Origin of the sequence: Rufibacter aurantiacus, assembly GCF_017916345.1 — a bacterium.
In the GTDB taxonomy this organism is placed as follows: Bacteria; Bacteroidota; Bacteroidia; order Cytophagales; family Hymenobacteraceae; genus Nibribacter; species Nibribacter roseolus.
On the sequence record NZ_JAFMSV010000003.1, the window covers coordinates 390,736 to 408,512 of the forward strand.

Consider the following 17,777-nt stretch of genomic DNA (forward strand, 5'->3'; position numbering starts at 1 on the left):
CAAAAGAGCCCTAAACAGGAGTTTTGCTTTGAAAGAATTTTCCTTTTTATTAAATTGAACATACGTTCATTCAACTAAAAAGTAGCAGCCTATGTCTAAAAGGGTATCCCAGCGCGAATCCAGCACCCAGAACATCATTAATACGGCGCTGGAGTTGTTTGCCGAGCATGGGTTTGACCGCACCTCCATCAGGCAGATTGCGGCTAAGGCAGGCATTTCCCTGGGATTACTCTATAACTATTACCCAAGCAAAGAAGACCTGCTCAAAGAGATTCTGGTAAGAGGCCGGCAAGACATTCTGCAATCCTTTGAGAAACCCGAGGGGCTTTCCCCTTTTCAATACCTGGAACACCATATCCGGACTACCTTCCGGCTGCTGGAGCAGAACAAAAACTTCTGGCGCCTCTACCATAGCCTTAAGATGCAGTCTGAGGTTTTGAAGGCCTTGGAGAGGGAAGTACAAGCCGAAAACCAGCTTGTGCTACAGTTGCTCTCCCAAAATCTGGCCTCGGCCGGATCTGCTAACCCATTCGCAGATGCGGTACTCATGTTTGCCACCATTGACGGAGTTGCCCAGCACTACCTCCATCTCCCGGAATACCCGCTGCAGGAGGTGATTGAAAATTACCTAGTCCAGTTGAAGAATCATTTAGCCACTTAATCTTTACCGTTATGCAAGATCAATCATGGCTTGACAAAAATGCCTACCCCTTCAAACAGCACTATCTGGGGGTACCCGGAGGACAGCTCCATTATATTGATGAAGGTCAGGGCGACAACGTGCTGTTTGTGCACGGCACACCTACCTGGTCCTTCCTGTGGCGAAACCAGATAACGGCACTCTCCAAAAATTATAGGTGCATTGCGGTAGATCACTTGGGTTTCGGACTTTCTGAGAAACCGCCGAACTTCTCTTATTCATTGGAGGATCACCGAGACAACCTTGCTAGACTGGTAGAGCACCTGCAATTGGAGAACGTAACGCTGGTGGTTCATGATTTCGGGGGACCTATTGGGCTTGGCTGGGCCGTACAGCAGCCCGAGAAAGTGGCGAAGGTGGTAGTGCTCAACTCCTGGATGTGGCCTCTTACTGATGTTAAACCCATGATGCAGGCAAGCAAACTGTTCGGCAGTCGGTTTGGGAAGTTCCTGTACGTAAACCTGAACTTCTCCCCAAAATTCCTGCTGCCCCAAGCCTTTTACCAGAAGGAGAAACTTACCAGGGAGGTGCAACAACAATACCTGGGACCGTTCAGGAAAAGGAAAGACCGGTTAGGTACCTGGTACTTTGCCAAAGCCTTGGCCGGCGAGACTCCGTATTTCACCAGTTTGTATAACCAAAGGCATGTTCTAGACGGCAAACCTGCACTAGTGTTGTGGGGCACAAAAGACAAATTGATTCCGGCCCCATTTCTGGAAAACTGGCGAAAAACACTGCCGCAGCTAAAAGTATTGGAAATGGAAACCGGGCATTTTCTTCAGGAGGAAGCGCCTGAGAAAGTCACGAAAGCCATTCAGGCTTTTCTGGAGCAGCCGGTTTTACAGTAAGTACTTTAACAGGACTGCATGTATAGCTCTCCCTTTTTTAGCTAGTAATTACTCGCCTGTATCTGTTTTCTTAAGGATGCCCTTCTCCACCGAACTATCCAGAAGGGCTTTGGCGAATTCCCAAATGGTTTGGGAGCCATTCTGGAGTCCAACCGTTTTCTCCAACACTCTGTCATAAGGCACGTTGTACTCCATCCAGGTACCGCCTTCGTTGGACACGTTCTGGAGAAGTGGCTCCAAACGGTCCATGGTGCGGGCAAATTTTGCCTCGGGGGTTTCACCTGCCTCAAATTCTTCCCAGATATGCAGAAACTCCTCAGCTTGTTTTTGGGACAATAAACCAAAAATCCGCTGGGCAGCTTTTCGTTCCACCTCGGTATTTGTATGGTTTAAGACGGTATCAAACAGGAAGGTATCGCCGGCGTCAATCTCTACCAGGTCATGAATGAGCAGCATCTTCACCACTTTGAGTACATCCACCGGCTCGTTTGAATGCTCAGCCAATACCAGTGCCATCATGGCGAGATGCCAGCTGTGCTCCGCATCATTCTCGTGGCGGTTGCTGTTGAAGAGACGGGTCTTGCGGGTAATATATTTCAGCTTATCAATCTCGTGGATGAAGGCGATTTGCTGAAGAAGAACATCAAAGGTTGTCATGATCAATCTCGTAATTTGAGTAAAAGCAATTATCCTAAAGAAGTAAGTCTTTTTGATTCTACACCTGAGTCAAGTTGCTTAAGAAGCGCCAAGCCTTCAGGCCAATCCCCGAAACCTGCGGATACGTTGATATGGCCAGCCGCTCCGATATTCAGGAAGCTGCTGCCCCACTGCTTTGCCAAGTATTCCGTCCGACCTAACTCCATGTAAGGATCGTTGTCGCTGGCCACCACCACAGAAGGGAAAGGCAGTTTTAGCAACGGAATGGACATGAACCCGGTGGTTCCCTCCGGAAAAGAAACAGCTTCTGTGTCACTAGGCGCTACCAAAAGGGCTCCTTTGATCCTCTTTTTGTATTTAGCCGCCCAAAACGCAATGGTGATACAGGCCAGGCTATGTGCCACCAGGATGAGATTTTCAGGGTTGTGCTGGCTTACTGCGGCCTCCAAGGCCTCTACCCAATCTGCACAATCCGGTGTTTCCCAATCCAGCTGCTGTACCCTGGAAAAGCCAAACTGCTTTTCCCAAAGCGATTGCCAATGCTGCTTACCTGAATTCCCTAAACCCGGGACGATGAGAATGGTAGCGTTCAAATTCATGCCACTTCAATTACAACTAATCCCTACTCGCGAGGCTTATGGCGGCTTTCCAGTACCTGTACTACTTCAGCTAGTGAAAGCCCTGAAGCTTCTAACAGCACCAACAAGTGGAAAATCAAGTCAGCTGCTTCACCTTTCATCGGTTCTGTGTTTCCGGCTACTGCATCAATGACCACCTCTACCGCTTCTTCCCCTACTTTCTGGGCCATTTTGTTCAGGCCTTTGTTGAACAGGTGATTGGTATAGGAGCCTTCAATAGGATTCTTTCTACGGTCTTTAATGGTTTGCTCCAGATTCGCGATGAATTGTAGCGCTTGCTCGGTTGGGGTGAAGTTCTGGAAGCTTCTCAGATGATAAGAGTCTCTGTCGCTCTCCACATCAAAGCATGTTTCGGTGTTGCGGTGACATGCTGGTCCGGTTGGGTCCACCAAAATTAGCAGCGTATCTTGGTCGCAGTCCAGTTCCACCTTCACCACCTTAAGCGTGTTGCCCGACGTTTCACCTTTGGTCCAAAGACGATTCTTAGAGCGGGAGAAAAACGTCACCAAGCCTGTTGACTGAGTTTGCTCAAAGGCCTCCTCGTTCATGTAGCCCAGCATCAATACCTTACCGGTAGCAGCATTCTGGATGATGGCGGGAACCAGCCCCTCTCCTTTGTTGAAATCTATGGTCATGTTTTTAACCTATATCTGCTTTTGAGATGTTTCTGTTTTTGACCTGGGTTTAGAGAAACGAGTCAAAAACAGCTTGTGTCAGTAAAGGAAAACCTCACAGGTTTTAAAACCGGTGAGGTTTGGCTCTAGCATCTTATATCAATCTTATTCACTGCTAAGAACTTCTTCAGCCCGGGTAGCGGTACTTCCTGGAAGTGGAAGATACTGGCAGCCAACGCGGCATCGGCACCGGCTTCAAACACGTCTAAGAAGTGTTGCTCATTCCCGGCCCCGCCAGAGGCGATCACCGGAACTATCACGTTGCGGGAGATTTCGCCCGTAATATCCAGTGCGAAGCCGTTCTTGGTGCCATCGTTGCTCATGGAAGTGAGCAGGATCTCTCCGGCTCCACGTTCTACCACTTCCTTGGCCCATTCCAGTGCCCAAAGTCCGGTATCTACTGTACCAGCTTTGCTGAAGATTTTCCAGCCTTCCGGGGTGCTCTTGGTGTCAATGGCCACTGTCACGCACTGACTCCCGAAACGACTCGCCAGTTCAGTAATCAGTTCAGGACGGTGAATAGCCGAGGAGTTTACTGATACTTTGTCGGCGCCATTCTGTAACAGCACTTCAACATCTTCTACGGCACTGATGCCGCCACCCACGGTGAATGGGATATCAATGTAGCGGGCCACTTCGCGCACCAGTTCCACCAAGGTCTTGCGCTTTTCATTGGTGGCTGTGATGTCCAGAAACACCAGTTCATCGGCACCCTGTTTGGCGTACAAAGCCGCTAGTTCCACCGGGTCACCGGCATCGCGGATATCTTCAAAACGTACACCCTTCACGGTGCGTCCGTTCTTGATATCCAGGCAAGGAATAATTCGTTTTGTGAGCATTTGTTGATGCTAGTATTTAGATGTTAGATGCTGGACTTAAGAGTCAAGTCTGAACATCAAACTTATTTAAATCATTTATTCCGCTGGCGCGAGCGTCCCGCTCGTGTCCGTACACATACCTAACTCTATTTTGCGTTACTGCGCGAAGCACTAATCAGCAATGCGTGGGGACACGAGCGGGACGCTCGCGCCAGCAAACCTAATTAACTAGATAACCTCTTTCGCCAAATCTTCTAGAGAAATGGTTCCCTCATAAATGGCCTTACCAATGATAGCCCCATGCAAACCAGCTTCGCGGAGCTGACGTACTTCTTCAATGGTAGTTACGCCGCCGCTGGCGATGAACAGCAAGGTTGGAAATTGCTCCAGTAAACGCTGGTAGACCTCAATAGAAGAACCTTGCAGTTTGCCATCTTTGCTAACATCGGTACAGATGAACGTTTTTCCGCCTTTTTCAGCAAAAGAAGCCAAAAACGATTCCAGCGTTAGTTCGCTCTGGTCAGCCCAGGCATTAATAGCTATGCGGTTATCTTTGAAATCAGCGCCTACAATGATGCGGTCAGCACCGTACTCCTGCAGCCAAGCCTCTACGGTTTGCGGCTCCCGTACGGCAATGCTGCCTGCGGTGATTTGCTTTGCACCGGCATCAAACGCCTGACGGATAGCTTCTGAGCTTTGCAGGCCTCCGCCGTAATCAATGTGCAGTTTGGTTTGGCTGGCGATGCGCTCCAATACAGGAAGGTTCACCGGCTGTTTGGCACGGGCACCATCTAAGTCTACCAGGTGAAGGCGACGTAAGCCGAGGCCTTCAAACTGTTTCGCTACTTCTACCGGGTCTGTGTGGTACGTAGTCTGCTGGGAAAAATCACCTTCGGTGAGGCGAACGCACTGGCCGCCAATTAGGTCAATAGCCGGAATAATGTCCATGGCTTAGAGATTTAAGAAATTCTGAAGGATGTGCGCTCCCGCAGGGCCGCTTTTCTCGGTATGAAACTGAACCGCGTAGAAGTTTTTGTACTGCAGGGCGGCACTGAATGGCTCTGGATAAGAGCTCTGCGCAATGGTATGCTCTGTTACCGGAGCATAGAAGCTATGCACGAAGTAAGCGTACTCTTCTTCCTGTATACCAGTGAATAAATCACCCTTCAAGTGGTGCAGATTGTTCCAGCCCATGTGCGGCACTTTGATAGCCGCATCAAATTTCTTCACGGGCACTGGAATAATGCCCAGCATCTCGGTGTCGCCTTCCTCTGAGTGTTGGCACAACAACTGCATGCCTAAACAAACACCTAAGAATGGCTGAGTTAAGGTAGGCAGCAGCTGGTCCAAATTATTAACTTTAAGCGCACGCATCGCCGAGGAAGCTTCGCCTACGCCCGGGAAAATTACCTTATCGGCAGTTTGAATCTCTTCGGCATTGGAGGTAACAGTAGCGTGAGCACCCAATCGCTCCAGGGCGAAAAGCACGCTCTGCACGTTACCTGCTTTATAATCTACTATGACGATTTTCATTATAGAACACCTTTGGTACTTGGAATCTCCATCTTGTTCACGTCACGCACTAACGCCATCTTGATAGCTTTGGCTACTGCTTTGAAGATAGCCTCAATTTTGTGGTGCTCGTTCTCGCCTTCGGCCTTGATGTTGAGGTTAGATTTAGACGTGTCTGAAAAGGATTTGAAGAAGTGCATGAACATTTCGGTTGGCATGTCTCCTACTTTCTCACGAGAAAACTTAGCATCCCACACTAACCAAGGCCGACCTGAGAAGTCAATAGCAGCGTGTACCAAGGCATCATCCATTGGTAACAGGAAGCCGTAACGGTTAATGCCGCGTTTATCGCCAATGGCTTGCGCGAAGGCTTCGCCTAAAGCCAAAGCAGTGTCTTCAATGGTATGGTGCTCATCAATGTGCAAATCGCCTTTCACGTGAATGCGCATGTCTACGCCTGAATGACGAGCCAATTGGTCCAGCATGTGGTCAAAGAAGCCAACCCCAGTTTGCATGTCTGATTTGCCTTCGCCGTCAAGGTTGATCTCCACGCTGATTTGCGTTTCATTGGTGTTCCGCTGAATAGTCGCTTTACGTGCTGGCAAACGCAGAAAGTTGTAAATCTCGTCCCAATCGGTGCTGATGAAAGAAGCAGCTTCATTGGCTACGTTCTGGAGCAAGATGCTTTTAGAACCCAGGTTCTTTGCCATCTGCACATCGGAAAGGCGGTCGCCAATTACATAAGAATTAGCTAAGTCATATTCACAAGTCAGGTACTGACCCAACATGCCTAAGCGTGGTTTGCGGTTAGGGCTGTTCTCGTGCTCAAAGCTGCGGTCAATGTGAATGTGCGCGAATTTGATGCCCTCGCCTTCCAGAATCTCCAGCATCTTGTTCTGGTAAGGCCAGAATGTATCTTCAGGGTAAGAGTTTGTGCCTAAACCGTCCTGGTTCGTCACCATTACAAACTCGTAGTCCAGCTCTGTATATATTTTGTATAGGTTTCGGATGACCTTCGGGTAAAAAGAGAATTTCTCAAAAGAGTCTACCTGATAATCGGTAGGTGGTTCAAGGAGAATGGTACCGTCGCGGTCTATAAATAAAACTTTTTTCATGGTTTACAGAGTGGCTTCTTGAGCGGAATAAGCGTTCAGTGATTCTAAAAGATTATCGTTTTCAGCAGGGGTGCCTATGGTAATGCGAAGGCAATTGGCACAACCCGGTTGGGTAGAACGGTTACGAACTACTACGCCACGCTCTAGCAAGTAAACGTACAGTTCATTGGCGTTCGGCACCTGTACCAGCACAAAGTTGGCATCTGATGGGTACACTTTCTCAATCAGCGGAAGTTCTGCAAAAGCTTCCATCAAACGAGTACGTTCCTGGAGGATAACTTGCAGCATATCCTCTAGTTGTGCGGTTTTATCTAAAGCAGCACTTACCAGCTCCTGCGTCACCACATTGATGTTATATGGCGGCTTAATTTTGTTCAGGTAGCTAATGATTTCCGGCGAAGCGAAAGCCATTCCCAAACGAAGGCCGGCCATTCCCCAGGCTTTGGAAAGTGTCTGCATCACCATCAGGTTCGGGAACTCGTCTAAACGGGTAATCCAGCTAGGTGAATTAGTGAAGTCAATATAGGCTTCATCGACCACTACCAAACCTTTGAAAGAACGGATAAGCTTCTCTATGGTGGCTGGCTCCAGAATATTTCCGGTGGGGTTATTAGGTGAGCACAGGAAAAGAATCTTGGTGCGCTCGGTTTGCTTTTCGGCTATTTTCTCGAAAACAGGCTGAAAATGCTCATTTAATGGTACACGCAGAATGCCTATGTTGTGGATGTTGGCGCTTACCTCGTACATGCCGTAGGTTGGAGGTAACAACAACACCTCATCACGACCAGGCTCACATACCAGACGCATCAGCAAGTCAATAGCTTCGTCTGAACCGTTGCCTATGAAGATTTGCTCTGGTCTTACACCTTTCAGCTTAGACAGCTTTTCTTTAATGGTTTTCTGGTAAGGATCTGGGTAGCGGTTGTAATCTACGCCTCCTGCCAGACTGCCCAGGTTATTTTCGTTTGCGTCCAGATAGACGCTGGCTTCGCCTTCAAACTCATCACGCGCCGAGGAATATGGCTTCAGTGACTTCAGGTGCGGACGAATTAAATTATCTATTGAAAACATGATTACTGATTTGAAGATTTGGAGATGGGGAAATTTGAAGATGATTCATCTTGTTTCTCCTTCTCCATATCTTGTTTCAATTAATTCTAGTAGCATTATTCATGATGTGAGAATCTGTTTTCTAATCTACACATCTACAAATCTTCAAATTTTACTCAATCTAACCGTCACTGCATTTTTATGGGCGTGCAACCCTTCTGCTTCGGCCATGGTTTCTACGGCAGGTCCTATGCGCTCCAAACCTTCACGGGTTAGTTGCTGGAACGTAATCTTCTTCACGAAGCTATCCAGAGAAACACCGCTATAATTTCGGGCATAGCCATTAGTAGGTAGCGTGTGGTTAGTTCCTGAGGCATAGTCACCTACCGACTCTGGACTAAAGTGACCCATGAAGACAGAGCCTGCTTGAGTTACTCCTTCAGCTAATACTTCTGGCGCTTCTACAGAGAGAATCAGGTGCTCTGGTGCATACAGATTTGAGAAAGCTAACGCTTCTTCTAGGGTGTTTACTACTACCCCAATACTGTTACACAATGCTTGTTCCGCCACTGTTTGGCGAGGTAATTTAGCTACCTGATCTGCTACGGCAGCCTGTACGTTTTTCAGCTGGTTTTCGGAATTCGTGACAAAAACAACCTGTGAGTCCGGACCGTGTTCTGCCTGTGAAAGTAAGTCGGCAGCTACAAAGTCTGGATAAGCAGAGTCATCGGCAATCACCAATACTTCAGAAGGACCTGCCGGCATATCAATGGCTACTCCCATTTGCGTCACCATTTGCTTAGCTGCGGTTACATACTGGTTACCCGGTCCGAAAATTTTATCTACAGCCGGTACCGTTTCCGTCCCGAATGCCATAGCGGCAATGGCCTGCGCTCCACCTGCTTTCAGGATGCGTTTAATGCCAAGTCTGTTGGCGGTAAAGAGAATGGTGGCGTTGATAGAACCGTCTGCGCTGGGCGGAGTAGAAAGAATGATTTCGCGGCAACCGGCAATCTGGGCGGGAATACCAAGCATGAGCAGCGTAGAGAACAAAGGTGCAGAACCACCCGGGATGTACAAACCAACCTTCTGGATACCAACTGACTTTCTCCAACAAGTAACCCCTGCCATGGTTTCTACTTGTTGAACCGGTTCACGCTGGGCTTCATGAAAACGCTGTATATTACTGTATGCTAAATCAATAGCTTCCTTTAACTCTTCAGATACTTGCGGAATGGCAGCGGCAACTTCTTCCTCGGTTACCCAAACGCTTTGCAGCGTGGCCTTATCAAATTTGGCCGCTAACTCAATAAGAGCTGCATCTCCGCGTTGCTGAACCAGGTCAAAGGTCTGCTGCACGCCTGCTCGCAACTGGTCCAGCTTTTGAACCGGACGCTGAGTAAGAGCTGCCCATTCCTCTTGTTTAGGATATAGAAAGGTTTTCATGCTTACCCAATCATCTTTTCAATTGGAACCACCAAGATACCCTCCGCCCCTGCTTCTTTCAGCTTCTGGATAATATCCCAGAAATCATCTTCGTTCACCACCGAGTGCAGCGAGCTCCAGCCTTCTTCGGCTAACGGAATAATGGTGGGTGATTTAATGCCTGGCAACAGCGGCTTGATCTGCGGAATGGCCGAGTTTGGTGCGTTCAACACCACGTACTTAGACTTCTGCGCTTTCTGTACCGCTTCCATCCTAAACAATAGCTGCTGCAAAAGGCGGTTCTTCTCCTGATGCAGGTTTTGGTTAGCGATTAGAACAGCTTCAGATTTGAAAACCGTTTCCACCTCGCGCAGACCGTTGCTGATCAAAGTAGAGCCCGAAGAAACAATGTCACACACCGCATCTGCCAGGCCAATGCTAGGGGCAATCTCCACCGAGCCGCTGATGGTATGAATATCGGCTTGTACGCCTTTAGAAGTTAAAAATTCCTGCAACAGGTTGGGGTAAGAAGTAGCAATGTTCTTTCCCTGCAAAGAGGTGACATCGGTGTAAGTATCTCCTTTAGACACCGCCAGGGACAAACGGCACTTGCTGAAGCCCAGGTTCTTGACAGACAACTCCTGCAAACCCTCCTCCACCAGAACATTCTGGCCCACTATTCCTATGTCGGCTACACCGTCGGCTACGTAGCCGGGAATGTCATCATCGCGCAGGAACAGAATTTCAAGCGGAAAATTGGTGGCTTCGGTCTTGAGTTTGGAAGAAGTACTGATAAAGGAGATGCCGCATTCACGGATCAGTTTCAAAGAGTCCTCTGAAAGGCGCCCGGATTTCTGGATGGCTAGCCGAATCATAAATTATGTAAGTGCTTTTGAAAGCGTAGAAGAAGAAACAAAGATAGTAGCTGATTCGCTGATCTCTGAGAAAAGCGACGGCTTAAATGGGGCCCTGCCCCTGAATGGACGATATGATGATATAATTCCTCCTAAGAGGAATGATGGAAAAGATGGCAATGCACCCCATGAACCGCGGTTGCGGCTTTTGAAAGGGAAATATTTTTGTAGGTGCTGCTCATAATGTAGTCCAAAGGTAGTACGTTCTCCCTTTAATCAAATAGATACGTCTTCTTTTTTGACTTGTTTTCTTCAGTTAAATACGTAATATTTGTATTTTACAATTTAAACATGAAAAAGGATAAACTAAATTGGCGATTTGGTTTGCCTTTTGCTTCTGACTAAAAGTTGCAGCAGTTCTGTTTTAGTGTTCAACCCGTAATTACTATGCGAAAATACCTGATAGCGGTCACACTCCTTTTCTTTACCGTCTCTGGCTTTGCCCAGACTATGCTCAAATTACCTCAGGCTAGTCCAAGAGCCAACCTTACCTACACCATTGGAGTCACCGATATCACCATCAACTATGGCGCCCCCGGCGTGAAGAACCGCGAAATTTGGGGCAAACTGGTTCCTTACGGGAAAGTCTGGCGTGCCGGTGCCAATGAAGCCACCACTATTAAGTTCAGTACCGAGGTCCAGATTGCCCAGGAGAAAATTCCGGCTGGTACTTACACCTTATTTGTATTGCCAACAGATTCTACCAATTGGTCTTTGATCTTGAGCAAGCAAAAAGGACTGTGGGGTACCGATGGCTACGATCAAAGCCAGGATATGGTCCGGATTCCGTTTTCCCCGCAATGGTCCGTCTTCCATGAAACCCTGCAGTATACCGTTCAGGACATTACCCCAAACAGCGGCCGCCTTTCTTTGAACTGGGCAAACAAGCAACTGGTTATCCCTATTAAGGTAGACGCGCACAGCCAGACCCTGAAACTCATCAAAGATTCCCTCTCCTCGGCTAAGCCGACTGATTGGGCTATTCTGGCCCAGGCTGTTGGTTACCTCCTCCAGCAGAACTCAGACCATGAGCAAGCCCTTGAATGGATAAATAAGTCCATCAACATTGAAGAGAATTTCTTTAATACCTGGCTTAAAGCCAAATTGCTGGCCCAAAAGCACGAATACGCTGAGGCTCTTGAGTTGAACAAGAAGGCACAGAAACTGGGTAGGCTGTCTAAAGAATCGTATCAAGCATACGCCGATGAAATTGAAGACGCCGCCGTTCTCTGGAAGGAAAAGCGTTTTGCAGTGAATTAGTTTTTAGGCTATTTTTTAAAATTGGCGTAAAAGCAGCGAGGCCGTCCATTACTTGGGCGGCCTCGCTGCTTTTACGGTGAATATTGCCTTCGTGGTGTAGACAACGACGAATTCAGTCTAGTGAGGCTTCTTCATATATGTTTTTGGCATTCCTTGATTTATTTAGTGCTTTTTTCAAAGTCAAATCCCTCCAGGTAAGAGACTTTCCACTGGCCATTTAATTTCTTAACCTTAAATCTATACCTGAATTCCTTCCAATTTGGGGAATGGTTCAATCCAAGTTTACCCCATTTCCACTGAAAGCTCCCTTCATTATCTTTCAATATCAATGCCTCTACCTCAACAAAGGCCCATGGGTTGGGGTTATCATAGGGAACGTCTTGACATAGGCACCAGGGATCTACGTCATTCGCAAAGGAAAACGTTGGTAGTTCGCCCACCAGCCATTCATCCAATTCTTTGTTTTTGAGTTTCCTATTTAGCGTCAGGATTATTCTATCATAATCCTCTATAAACTCATCCGAAAATATCCCGGTTTTTCTAAGACTCTGTAGATTAGATCTGTGCATGCTCATATCAAAACCTATGTAAACGGCCCCTTTGCCATCGGTCAAGGCGGGTAACAGGGTTATTGCCTTTTCTGAATTGCTCCAACTCAAGGCTTGCCTTATCAGGTTTTGGATTTCCTCTTCGTCTTTATACAATGCATTTGGTTTCGCGGCCTCAGTGTTGCTTTCTTTTTCTGCAGCCACCACCTGAAAATTTTGCCTGCCACTCTGAGCTTGTGCCAAGGCAAGACTATCAATTTGACTAATGGTTTCTGTTTCTACCTTGTTTTTCTGATTACAACTAAAAAACACCAATAAGGAAACCAGAGCCAGCGACCTAAATATTACCATGGGGATTTTTCAAATCTATTCTATCCAGAGACTGCCAACTATTGGCAAACCTTATCATCAACCTGTTTGAAGGCCGTTTTCTACAGTTTGGCTATAAAACGAAGGTTGAACAAGCGGCCTGTCAGGTAATTAGGCACGGCGTAAGTAATGCCATTATAATCCCGCACGTAGTTGTAAGAGATCACGTTGTTGGCGGCAATAAGGTTAAGGACTTCCAGGCTCAACCAAAGGCTTTTAAGACCGAAATTGCTGGAGTTCTCCGTACCCCTGATGGTGATGAGTTTAGAAAAACCAATGTCAACCCGTTTATACGACGGCCCAGGGAAACCGCTTCTCAGGCTCAGGTTACCAGGCGGACTGAAAGGCAATCCGGTACTGAACACCATGTTCAGGTACATGCGCAAAGTGGGGTTGTTTGGCAGATGGTCCTGAAAGTAAACCCCGAAATTAAGTAACTGATCGGTGGGCCTCCGGATATAACCGCGAGGTTCTTTCTTAACTATTTGGCCTGTCTCCGGGTCGGTGGTAATGGTGGAGTCACCCGACAGATTCTCGCGCGTTCTTAGCAAACCCAAGCTAAACCAGGATTCCTCTCCTTTGATAAATTCCCCGTTCACCCGCACATCAACGCCCATGGCATAAGCAGTAGCCTTTATCTGCGGCAGATACCGGATGCGCATGTTGTCCTGGTCATAAGGAATCACCGAAGGCAGGTACTTATAGTAAGCTTCGGCGGTCAATTTGAATGGCCGCCCCCATTTCTGAAACCGATACTCGGTGCCCGAGATGAAGTGCCAGGATTGCTGATTGCTCAGGTCAGTAATCAGGTTTCCCTGGGCATTCCGCAGCTCCCGGTAAAGCGGTGCTTGTACGTACAGGCCTGTGGCTAGCTTAAAAGACCAGTCCGGCAGACTTGGGAACTGCATGGCGTACTGTAATCTGGGGCTCACGGAAAGCTGCTTATTCACCGACCAATAATGGAACCGTAGACCATACGTGAGGGTCTTCAGGCTGTCCAAGTTCCATTGGTGCTGGGCAAAACCCTGGTAGCGCCAGGAAGCCAATTCCTGTTCGTTTTGCAAGGTGGTAAGATTAAAGACGTAATCCGAGGAATCCTGGAAAGAGTACTCGTTCAGGACATCCCTGATGTTCTCCCGGCTGCCTTTGATACCGGCACTGAACTGGTTTTTGGTTGATGGTGACCAGGTGGTTCTGAATTCCAGCGTCTGTAGGGCCGCCCGCAAGCGATTACGAGAGTACTCATACCGCGTTCCCACTCCCCTTTCTCCGGCGCACCGGTTGAAAGGCGATACCCCGGGCGTAGGCATGGCGTCACAGAACCGGTATCCCGCTTCCAGATCACGGAATTCTCTTTCCTGGCTGTACAACCCAGAATAAATGAATTCCGTCCGGAGTTCTGGCGAGAAGTCATGCTTCAGCCGTAATCCGCCCTGGTAAGTGGTGTAGCGCATTTGTTCCTGCCCGTCATAACCTACCAGCAGGCGCAACATCTGGAATTGGTTCCCAAAGGTGGTTTCGCGGGTCTCAGGACGAACCTGGTAGTTGTTGTTGGCTACGTTACCTAAAAAGCTGAGCTGTGTTCTGGGTTCCAATCCTGCCTTCCGGTGTTCTTCAGAAGACAAGTCATAAGTTAGATACGTCTGCACATCCCCGAACTTAGGCCGGTAATCACCTTCCACTTCCAGGCTGTTCAACACGTAGGCTGCGGTTTTATAACGGGCGCCTACCAGGTATCCAAGCCGTCCTTTGCTGGCAATGCCTTCTGCGTGCACTGATCCGCCGGTCAGGCTCCCCGAAAGTGAAGCCGCGAATTTAGTGGGTGTTCGGTACTGGATGTCCAGGACAGAGGAGAGTTTATCGCCGTACTTGGGCTGCCAACCACCCGAGGAAAACGTGACATCCTCCACCAGATCAGGGTTCACGAAGCTGAGACCTTCCTGTTGGCCGCTGATGTTGAGGAAAGGCCGGTATACCTCAATGCCATTCACATATACCAGGTTCTCGTCAAAATTGCCGCCCCTAACTGAGTAACTGGACGACAGTTCATTGTTGCTGGTAACGCCAGGCAGTGTGAGCAATATTTTATTGAATTCCTGGAAAGGGGCTGGCAAAGTCTGGGTCAAGCGCGGATCCAGCCGGGTAATACTTACCTGGTCTCGGGTGTCTTCCAGATTTCGCCCCCTGATCCTGACCTCGGAGATCTGGCTATTTTCTTCCTGCAACTCCACGGTGACAAATCTCCTTTCCTGGGGCAGCAACTGGATTTCCTCGCGTTTGGTCTGGTAACCTATGTAGCTCACTACTAACCAGTACCTGGTATTGGGTTCAAGCTTTAAAGTAAACCTGCCTTGGGCATCTGAGATGGTGGAAATCTCATGGCCCTGCAAACCGACGGTAGCGCCAACCAAAGGCTTTTGGGCAGCATCCTGCACTATGCCCTGCAGGTATGCCTGTTGGGCCATGGCCGGTAAACTCAGTAAAAAAAAGAAAACCCAACACCAACCCGTCCGCATGCGCATGACCTTTAAATGGAGATTTGTTTCAGGTCCTGGATGGTTTGCGTGGGATCCTGCGCGTTGAACACAAAAGACCCGGCCACCAACACATCTGCCCCCGCGTTCAGCAGCAAAGGCGCATTTTCTACATTCACCCCACCATCAATTTCTATAAGACAGGATGATTGCTTTGCGGTTATAAGGGATTTCAGTTCTTTGATTTTCTGGTAGGTATTAGAGATGAACTTCTGCCCGCCAAAACCAGGGTTCACAGACATCAAGATCACCACGTCAATGTCCTGGATCACCTCAGACAGGAGAGAGACCGGCGTATGCGGGTTCAAGGCCACCCCTGCCTTGGCGCCACTGGCTTTGATTTGCTGCAAGGTGCGGTGGAGGTGCGGACAAGCCTCATAATGCACAGAGATAATATCGGCACCGCCATCCCTGAATTGCTCAATGTATTGCTCCGGGTGCTCAATCATGAGGTGAACATCCAAAGGCTTTTGGGCCACTTTCTGGATGGCTTGCAGCACCGGAAACCCGAAGGAGATATTAGGAACAAAACGTCCGTCCATTACATCCACGTGGATCCAGTCGGCAGCGCTTTGGTTGAGCATTTCAACATCACGGTCTAACTGGCCAAAATTGGCGGCCAAGACTGAAGGGGCAATTAAATGAGGCATCAGGGAAGATTTTCTATTTATGCAAAGCAACACTTTCTAGCCGCAAAAAGCAATCTGTAGGATAATACTGGTTCTAAGCGGTGTAAGGTTTAACGCGCCTTTTCCTAAACGAGCGCTATTAAGAGGTGAATGGAGATAAACAAAAAAGCCTCGTCATGGAAACCACAACGAGGCTTTGTCTATTTGTTCAAGAAGAGCTTAATCTACTTTTCCGGTACTTTCCAGGGATTCTACCCGGTCTGAACCGGTTATGATGTAGTCCTCGCCATAAGGGCAGCTTGCGCCCGAGGAATCTTCGCAATAGGTATAGTCTGTATTAGTACGGCTAACCGACCCAACTCCTAACGCCAGAACCTCATTTCTTTTCTCCAGTTCAATAGTGTTCTTACTTTCAGCCTGCACCAAGGTTAAGGTATTCTCATAGTTTTTACCGTTTTCTGAGAAAGCGTCCCCTAAATTGGCATAGGTGTAATAAACCGGGTTCTCGTGGTCTTCATTCTTGAAAGCATTGGAAACAAAAGAATACCCGTCCTTCACCGGGAATACCATATGAACCATGGTCTGGTTATTTTCCATGATGCGCAGATCAGTGGAAGACATGGAGATAAGCTTCACGCCAGAAACGGTCCAGGCACTTTCTGGAGAATTCCTGCGGCTAACCTCTACCCGGAACCACTCACGACCGGTCTGGTCGGTGGTAATGTCCTTGATCAGTTCACGGGTCTGGAAAGTAGTGGTTTTGGTGACCTGGTTTCTGGAATACTCGTTCTCTGTGACGTTGAAGATCCAGAATCGTCCCACCTCAAGGGGGAAATACTGGTAACCCAAGCTATTTGGGTCTCTGGTGATTTCATCATCTCCGCAGGAGGAAAGCAGGCTGGTCAACAGGACCACAAAGAGCAAGATTCGTTTCATATATTCTGTTTGACTTCTTAGTCTACAATAAAGCTGGTTTCAATCCAACCACCGCCAATCACGTCGTCTCCTTCGTAGAAAACGGCGGCCTGGCCAGGAGCGATAGCATTCACGCCCGCATGGAATTTTACCAGCATTTTGTCGCCTACCTGTTCAATGGTGGCAGCGGTGCCTGGGTCATTGTAACGCACTTTGGTGATGGTTTCGGTCGGCAGTCCGTGCAGGTTCTCGTACTTGACCATGCTCAGTTTGCCCACGTTCATGCCGTTCTTCGCCAATTGCTCGTAATTGCCCAGCACTACCCTATTCGTTTCTTTCTCAATTCTGGTTACAAACGCTGGGTAACCAAGGGCCACGCCAAGCCCTTTCCGCTGCCCGATAGTGTAGAACGGATAGCCTTCGTGTTTGCCTACCACGGTGCCATCCTCAAGCACAAACTCACCGCCGGCTACTTCGGCCTGCAGGTTGGGCACTCTTCTTTTCAGGAAGCCACGGTAGTCATTGTCCGGGATAAAGCAGATCTCGTAAGACTCGGCTTTCTTCACCAGCGCATCAAAACCGCGGTCCATGGCCATTTGCCGGATCTCAGTTTTATGCAGTTGGCCCAACGGGAAAATAGTGCGGCTCAAACTCTCCTGCGAGATTCCCCACAGTGCGTAAGATTGGTCTTTGTTGTGGTCTTTTCCTTTGGAGATGACAAAGCGGCCGTTCTCCTCACGGATGTTGGTGTAGTGCCCGGTGGCTATAAAATCACAGCCCAGTTTATCGGCGCGGCGCAGCAAAGCGTCCCATTTGATGTGGGTGTTGCACAGCACGCAAGGGTTTGGCGTGCGGCCAGCAATGTACTCATCGGTGAAATGGTTGATCACGTAATCACCAAATTCTTCCCGAATGTCAATGATGTAGTGCGGGAATCCCAACTGCACCGCGATGTCACGGGCATCGTTGATGGAATCAAGGCTGCAGCAGCCGGTCTCCTTTTTGCTTCCCCCGGAACTGGAGTAGTCCCAGGTTTTCATGGTCATACCCACTACTTCGTATCCCTGCTCGTGCAACAGCACCGCTGCCACGGAGGAATCAATGCCGCCACTCATAGCGACCAATACTCTTCCTTTTGAACTCATTTTTTCTGAAATAAAACGGGATTCAC

18 protein-coding genes are annotated in these 17,777 nt (G+C 48.5%); 3 read left to right on the top strand and 15 right to left on the bottom strand.

Features of this window, described 5'->3' with window-relative positions:
• Positions 1-91: 91 nt before the first annotated feature.
• Positions 92-661, top strand: a complete 570-nt coding sequence (locus tag J3P34_RS12190; protein WP_210488962.1) for a TetR/AcrR family transcriptional regulator — start codon at positions 92-94, stop codon at positions 659-661.
• A gap of 11 nt (positions 662-672) precedes the next feature.
• Positions 673-1,548 (top strand): alpha/beta fold hydrolase, encoded by an 876-nt coding sequence (locus J3P34_RS12195; RefSeq protein WP_210488964.1) that lies wholly within the window; start codon positions 673-675, stop codon positions 1,546-1,548.
• Between the two features lie 48 nt (positions 1,549-1,596).
• On the opposite strand, the gene J3P34_RS12200 is transcribed toward J3P34_RS12195, so the two are convergent.
• The 10 genes from J3P34_RS12200 to hisG all read right to left on the bottom strand — a co-directional run bounded on the left by J3P34_RS12200 (position 1,597) and on the right by hisG (position 10,312).
• Positions 1,597-2,205, bottom strand: coding sequence for an HD domain-containing protein (locus tag J3P34_RS12200; protein WP_210488965.1), 609 nt, complete (start codon positions 2,203-2,205; stop codon positions 1,597-1,599).
• Between the two features lie 29 nt (positions 2,206-2,234).
• A complete protein-coding gene (locus J3P34_RS12205) occupies positions 2,235-2,804 on the bottom strand; it encodes an RBBP9/YdeN family alpha/beta hydrolase (RefSeq protein WP_210488966.1) in 570 nt (189 codons plus the stop codon).
• Between the two features lie 23 nt (positions 2,805-2,827).
• A complete protein-coding gene (hisIE, locus tag J3P34_RS12210) occupies positions 2,828-3,478 on the bottom strand; it encodes a bifunctional phosphoribosyl-AMP cyclohydrolase/phosphoribosyl-ATP diphosphatase HisIE (protein WP_210488967.1) in 651 nt (216 codons plus the stop codon).
• A 125-nt stretch (positions 3,479-3,603) separates the two neighbouring features.
• Positions 3,604-4,356, bottom strand: coding sequence for an imidazole glycerol phosphate synthase subunit HisF (gene hisF / locus J3P34_RS12215; RefSeq protein ID WP_210488968.1), 753 nt, complete (start codon positions 4,354-4,356; stop codon positions 3,604-3,606).
• Between the two features lie 207 nt (positions 4,357-4,563).
• Positions 4,564-5,283 carry a 1-(5-phosphoribosyl)-5-[(5-phosphoribosylamino)methylideneamino]imidazole-4-carboxamide isomerase gene (gene hisA / locus J3P34_RS12220; RefSeq protein WP_210488969.1) on the bottom strand — a complete coding sequence of 240 codons (720 nt, stop codon included), beginning with the start codon at positions 5,281-5,283 and terminating at the stop codon, positions 4,564-4,566.
• A gap of 3 nt (positions 5,284-5,286) precedes the next feature.
• A complete protein-coding gene (gene hisH / locus J3P34_RS12225) occupies positions 5,287-5,868 on the bottom strand; it encodes an imidazole glycerol phosphate synthase subunit HisH (protein ID WP_210488971.1) in 582 nt (193 codons plus the stop codon).
• Positions 5,868-6,962 carry a bifunctional histidinol-phosphatase/imidazoleglycerol-phosphate dehydratase HisB gene (gene hisB / locus J3P34_RS12230; protein WP_210488972.1) on the bottom strand — a complete coding sequence of 365 codons (1,095 nt, stop codon included), beginning with the start codon at positions 6,960-6,962 and terminating at the stop codon, positions 5,868-5,870. Before hisB ends, hisH begins: the two co-directional genes overlap by 1 nt.
• Positions 6,963-6,965: 3 nt before the next feature.
• Positions 6,966-8,033 carry a histidinol-phosphate transaminase gene (hisC, locus tag J3P34_RS12235; RefSeq protein WP_210488973.1) on the bottom strand — a complete coding sequence of 356 codons (1,068 nt, stop codon included), beginning with the start codon at positions 8,031-8,033 and terminating at the stop codon, positions 6,966-6,968.
• A 144-nt stretch (positions 8,034-8,177) separates the two neighbouring features.
• Positions 8,178-9,458: a histidinol dehydrogenase gene (hisD, locus tag J3P34_RS12240; RefSeq protein WP_210488974.1), complete on the bottom strand. Its 1,281-nt coding sequence runs from the start codon at positions 9,456-9,458 to the stop codon at positions 8,178-8,180.
• A gap of 2 nt (positions 9,459-9,460) precedes the next feature.
• Positions 9,461-10,312 (bottom strand): ATP phosphoribosyltransferase, encoded by an 852-nt coding sequence (gene hisG, locus J3P34_RS12245; RefSeq protein ID WP_210488975.1) that lies wholly within the window; start codon positions 10,310-10,312, stop codon positions 9,461-9,463.
• 426 nt (positions 10,313-10,738) lie between these two features.
• On the opposite strand from hisG, the gene J3P34_RS12250 reads away from it, so the two are divergent.
• Positions 10,739-11,611, top strand: a complete 873-nt coding sequence (locus tag J3P34_RS12250; RefSeq protein WP_210488976.1) for a DUF2911 domain-containing protein — start codon at positions 10,739-10,741, stop codon at positions 11,609-11,611.
• Between the two features lie 158 nt (positions 11,612-11,769).
• Here J3P34_RS12250 and J3P34_RS12255 read toward each other — a convergent pair whose 3' ends face one another.
• From J3P34_RS12255 to mnmA, 5 genes are all read right to left on the bottom strand, one after another.
• Positions 11,770-12,510: a hypothetical protein gene (locus J3P34_RS12255; protein ID WP_210488977.1), complete on the bottom strand. Its 741-nt coding sequence runs from the start codon at positions 12,508-12,510 to the stop codon at positions 11,770-11,772.
• Positions 12,511-12,590: 80 nt separating this feature from the next.
• Positions 12,591-14,993 (bottom strand): TonB-dependent receptor, encoded by a 2,403-nt coding sequence (locus tag J3P34_RS12260; RefSeq protein ID WP_246853691.1) that lies wholly within the window; start codon positions 14,991-14,993, stop codon positions 12,591-12,593.
• Between the two features lie 62 nt (positions 14,994-15,055).
• Positions 15,056-15,712, bottom strand: a complete 657-nt coding sequence (gene rpe, locus J3P34_RS12265) for a ribulose-phosphate 3-epimerase (RefSeq protein ID WP_210488978.1) — start codon at positions 15,710-15,712, stop codon at positions 15,056-15,058.
• Between the two features lie 198 nt (positions 15,713-15,910).
• Positions 15,911-16,627 (bottom strand): hypothetical protein, encoded by a 717-nt coding sequence (locus J3P34_RS12270; protein WP_210488979.1) that lies wholly within the window; start codon positions 16,625-16,627, stop codon positions 15,911-15,913.
• A 17-nt stretch (positions 16,628-16,644) separates the two neighbouring features.
• Positions 16,645-17,751, bottom strand: coding sequence for a tRNA 2-thiouridine(34) synthase MnmA (gene mnmA / locus J3P34_RS12275; protein ID WP_210488980.1), 1,107 nt, complete (start codon positions 17,749-17,751; stop codon positions 16,645-16,647).
• Between the last annotated feature and the right edge of the window lie 26 nt (positions 17,752-17,777).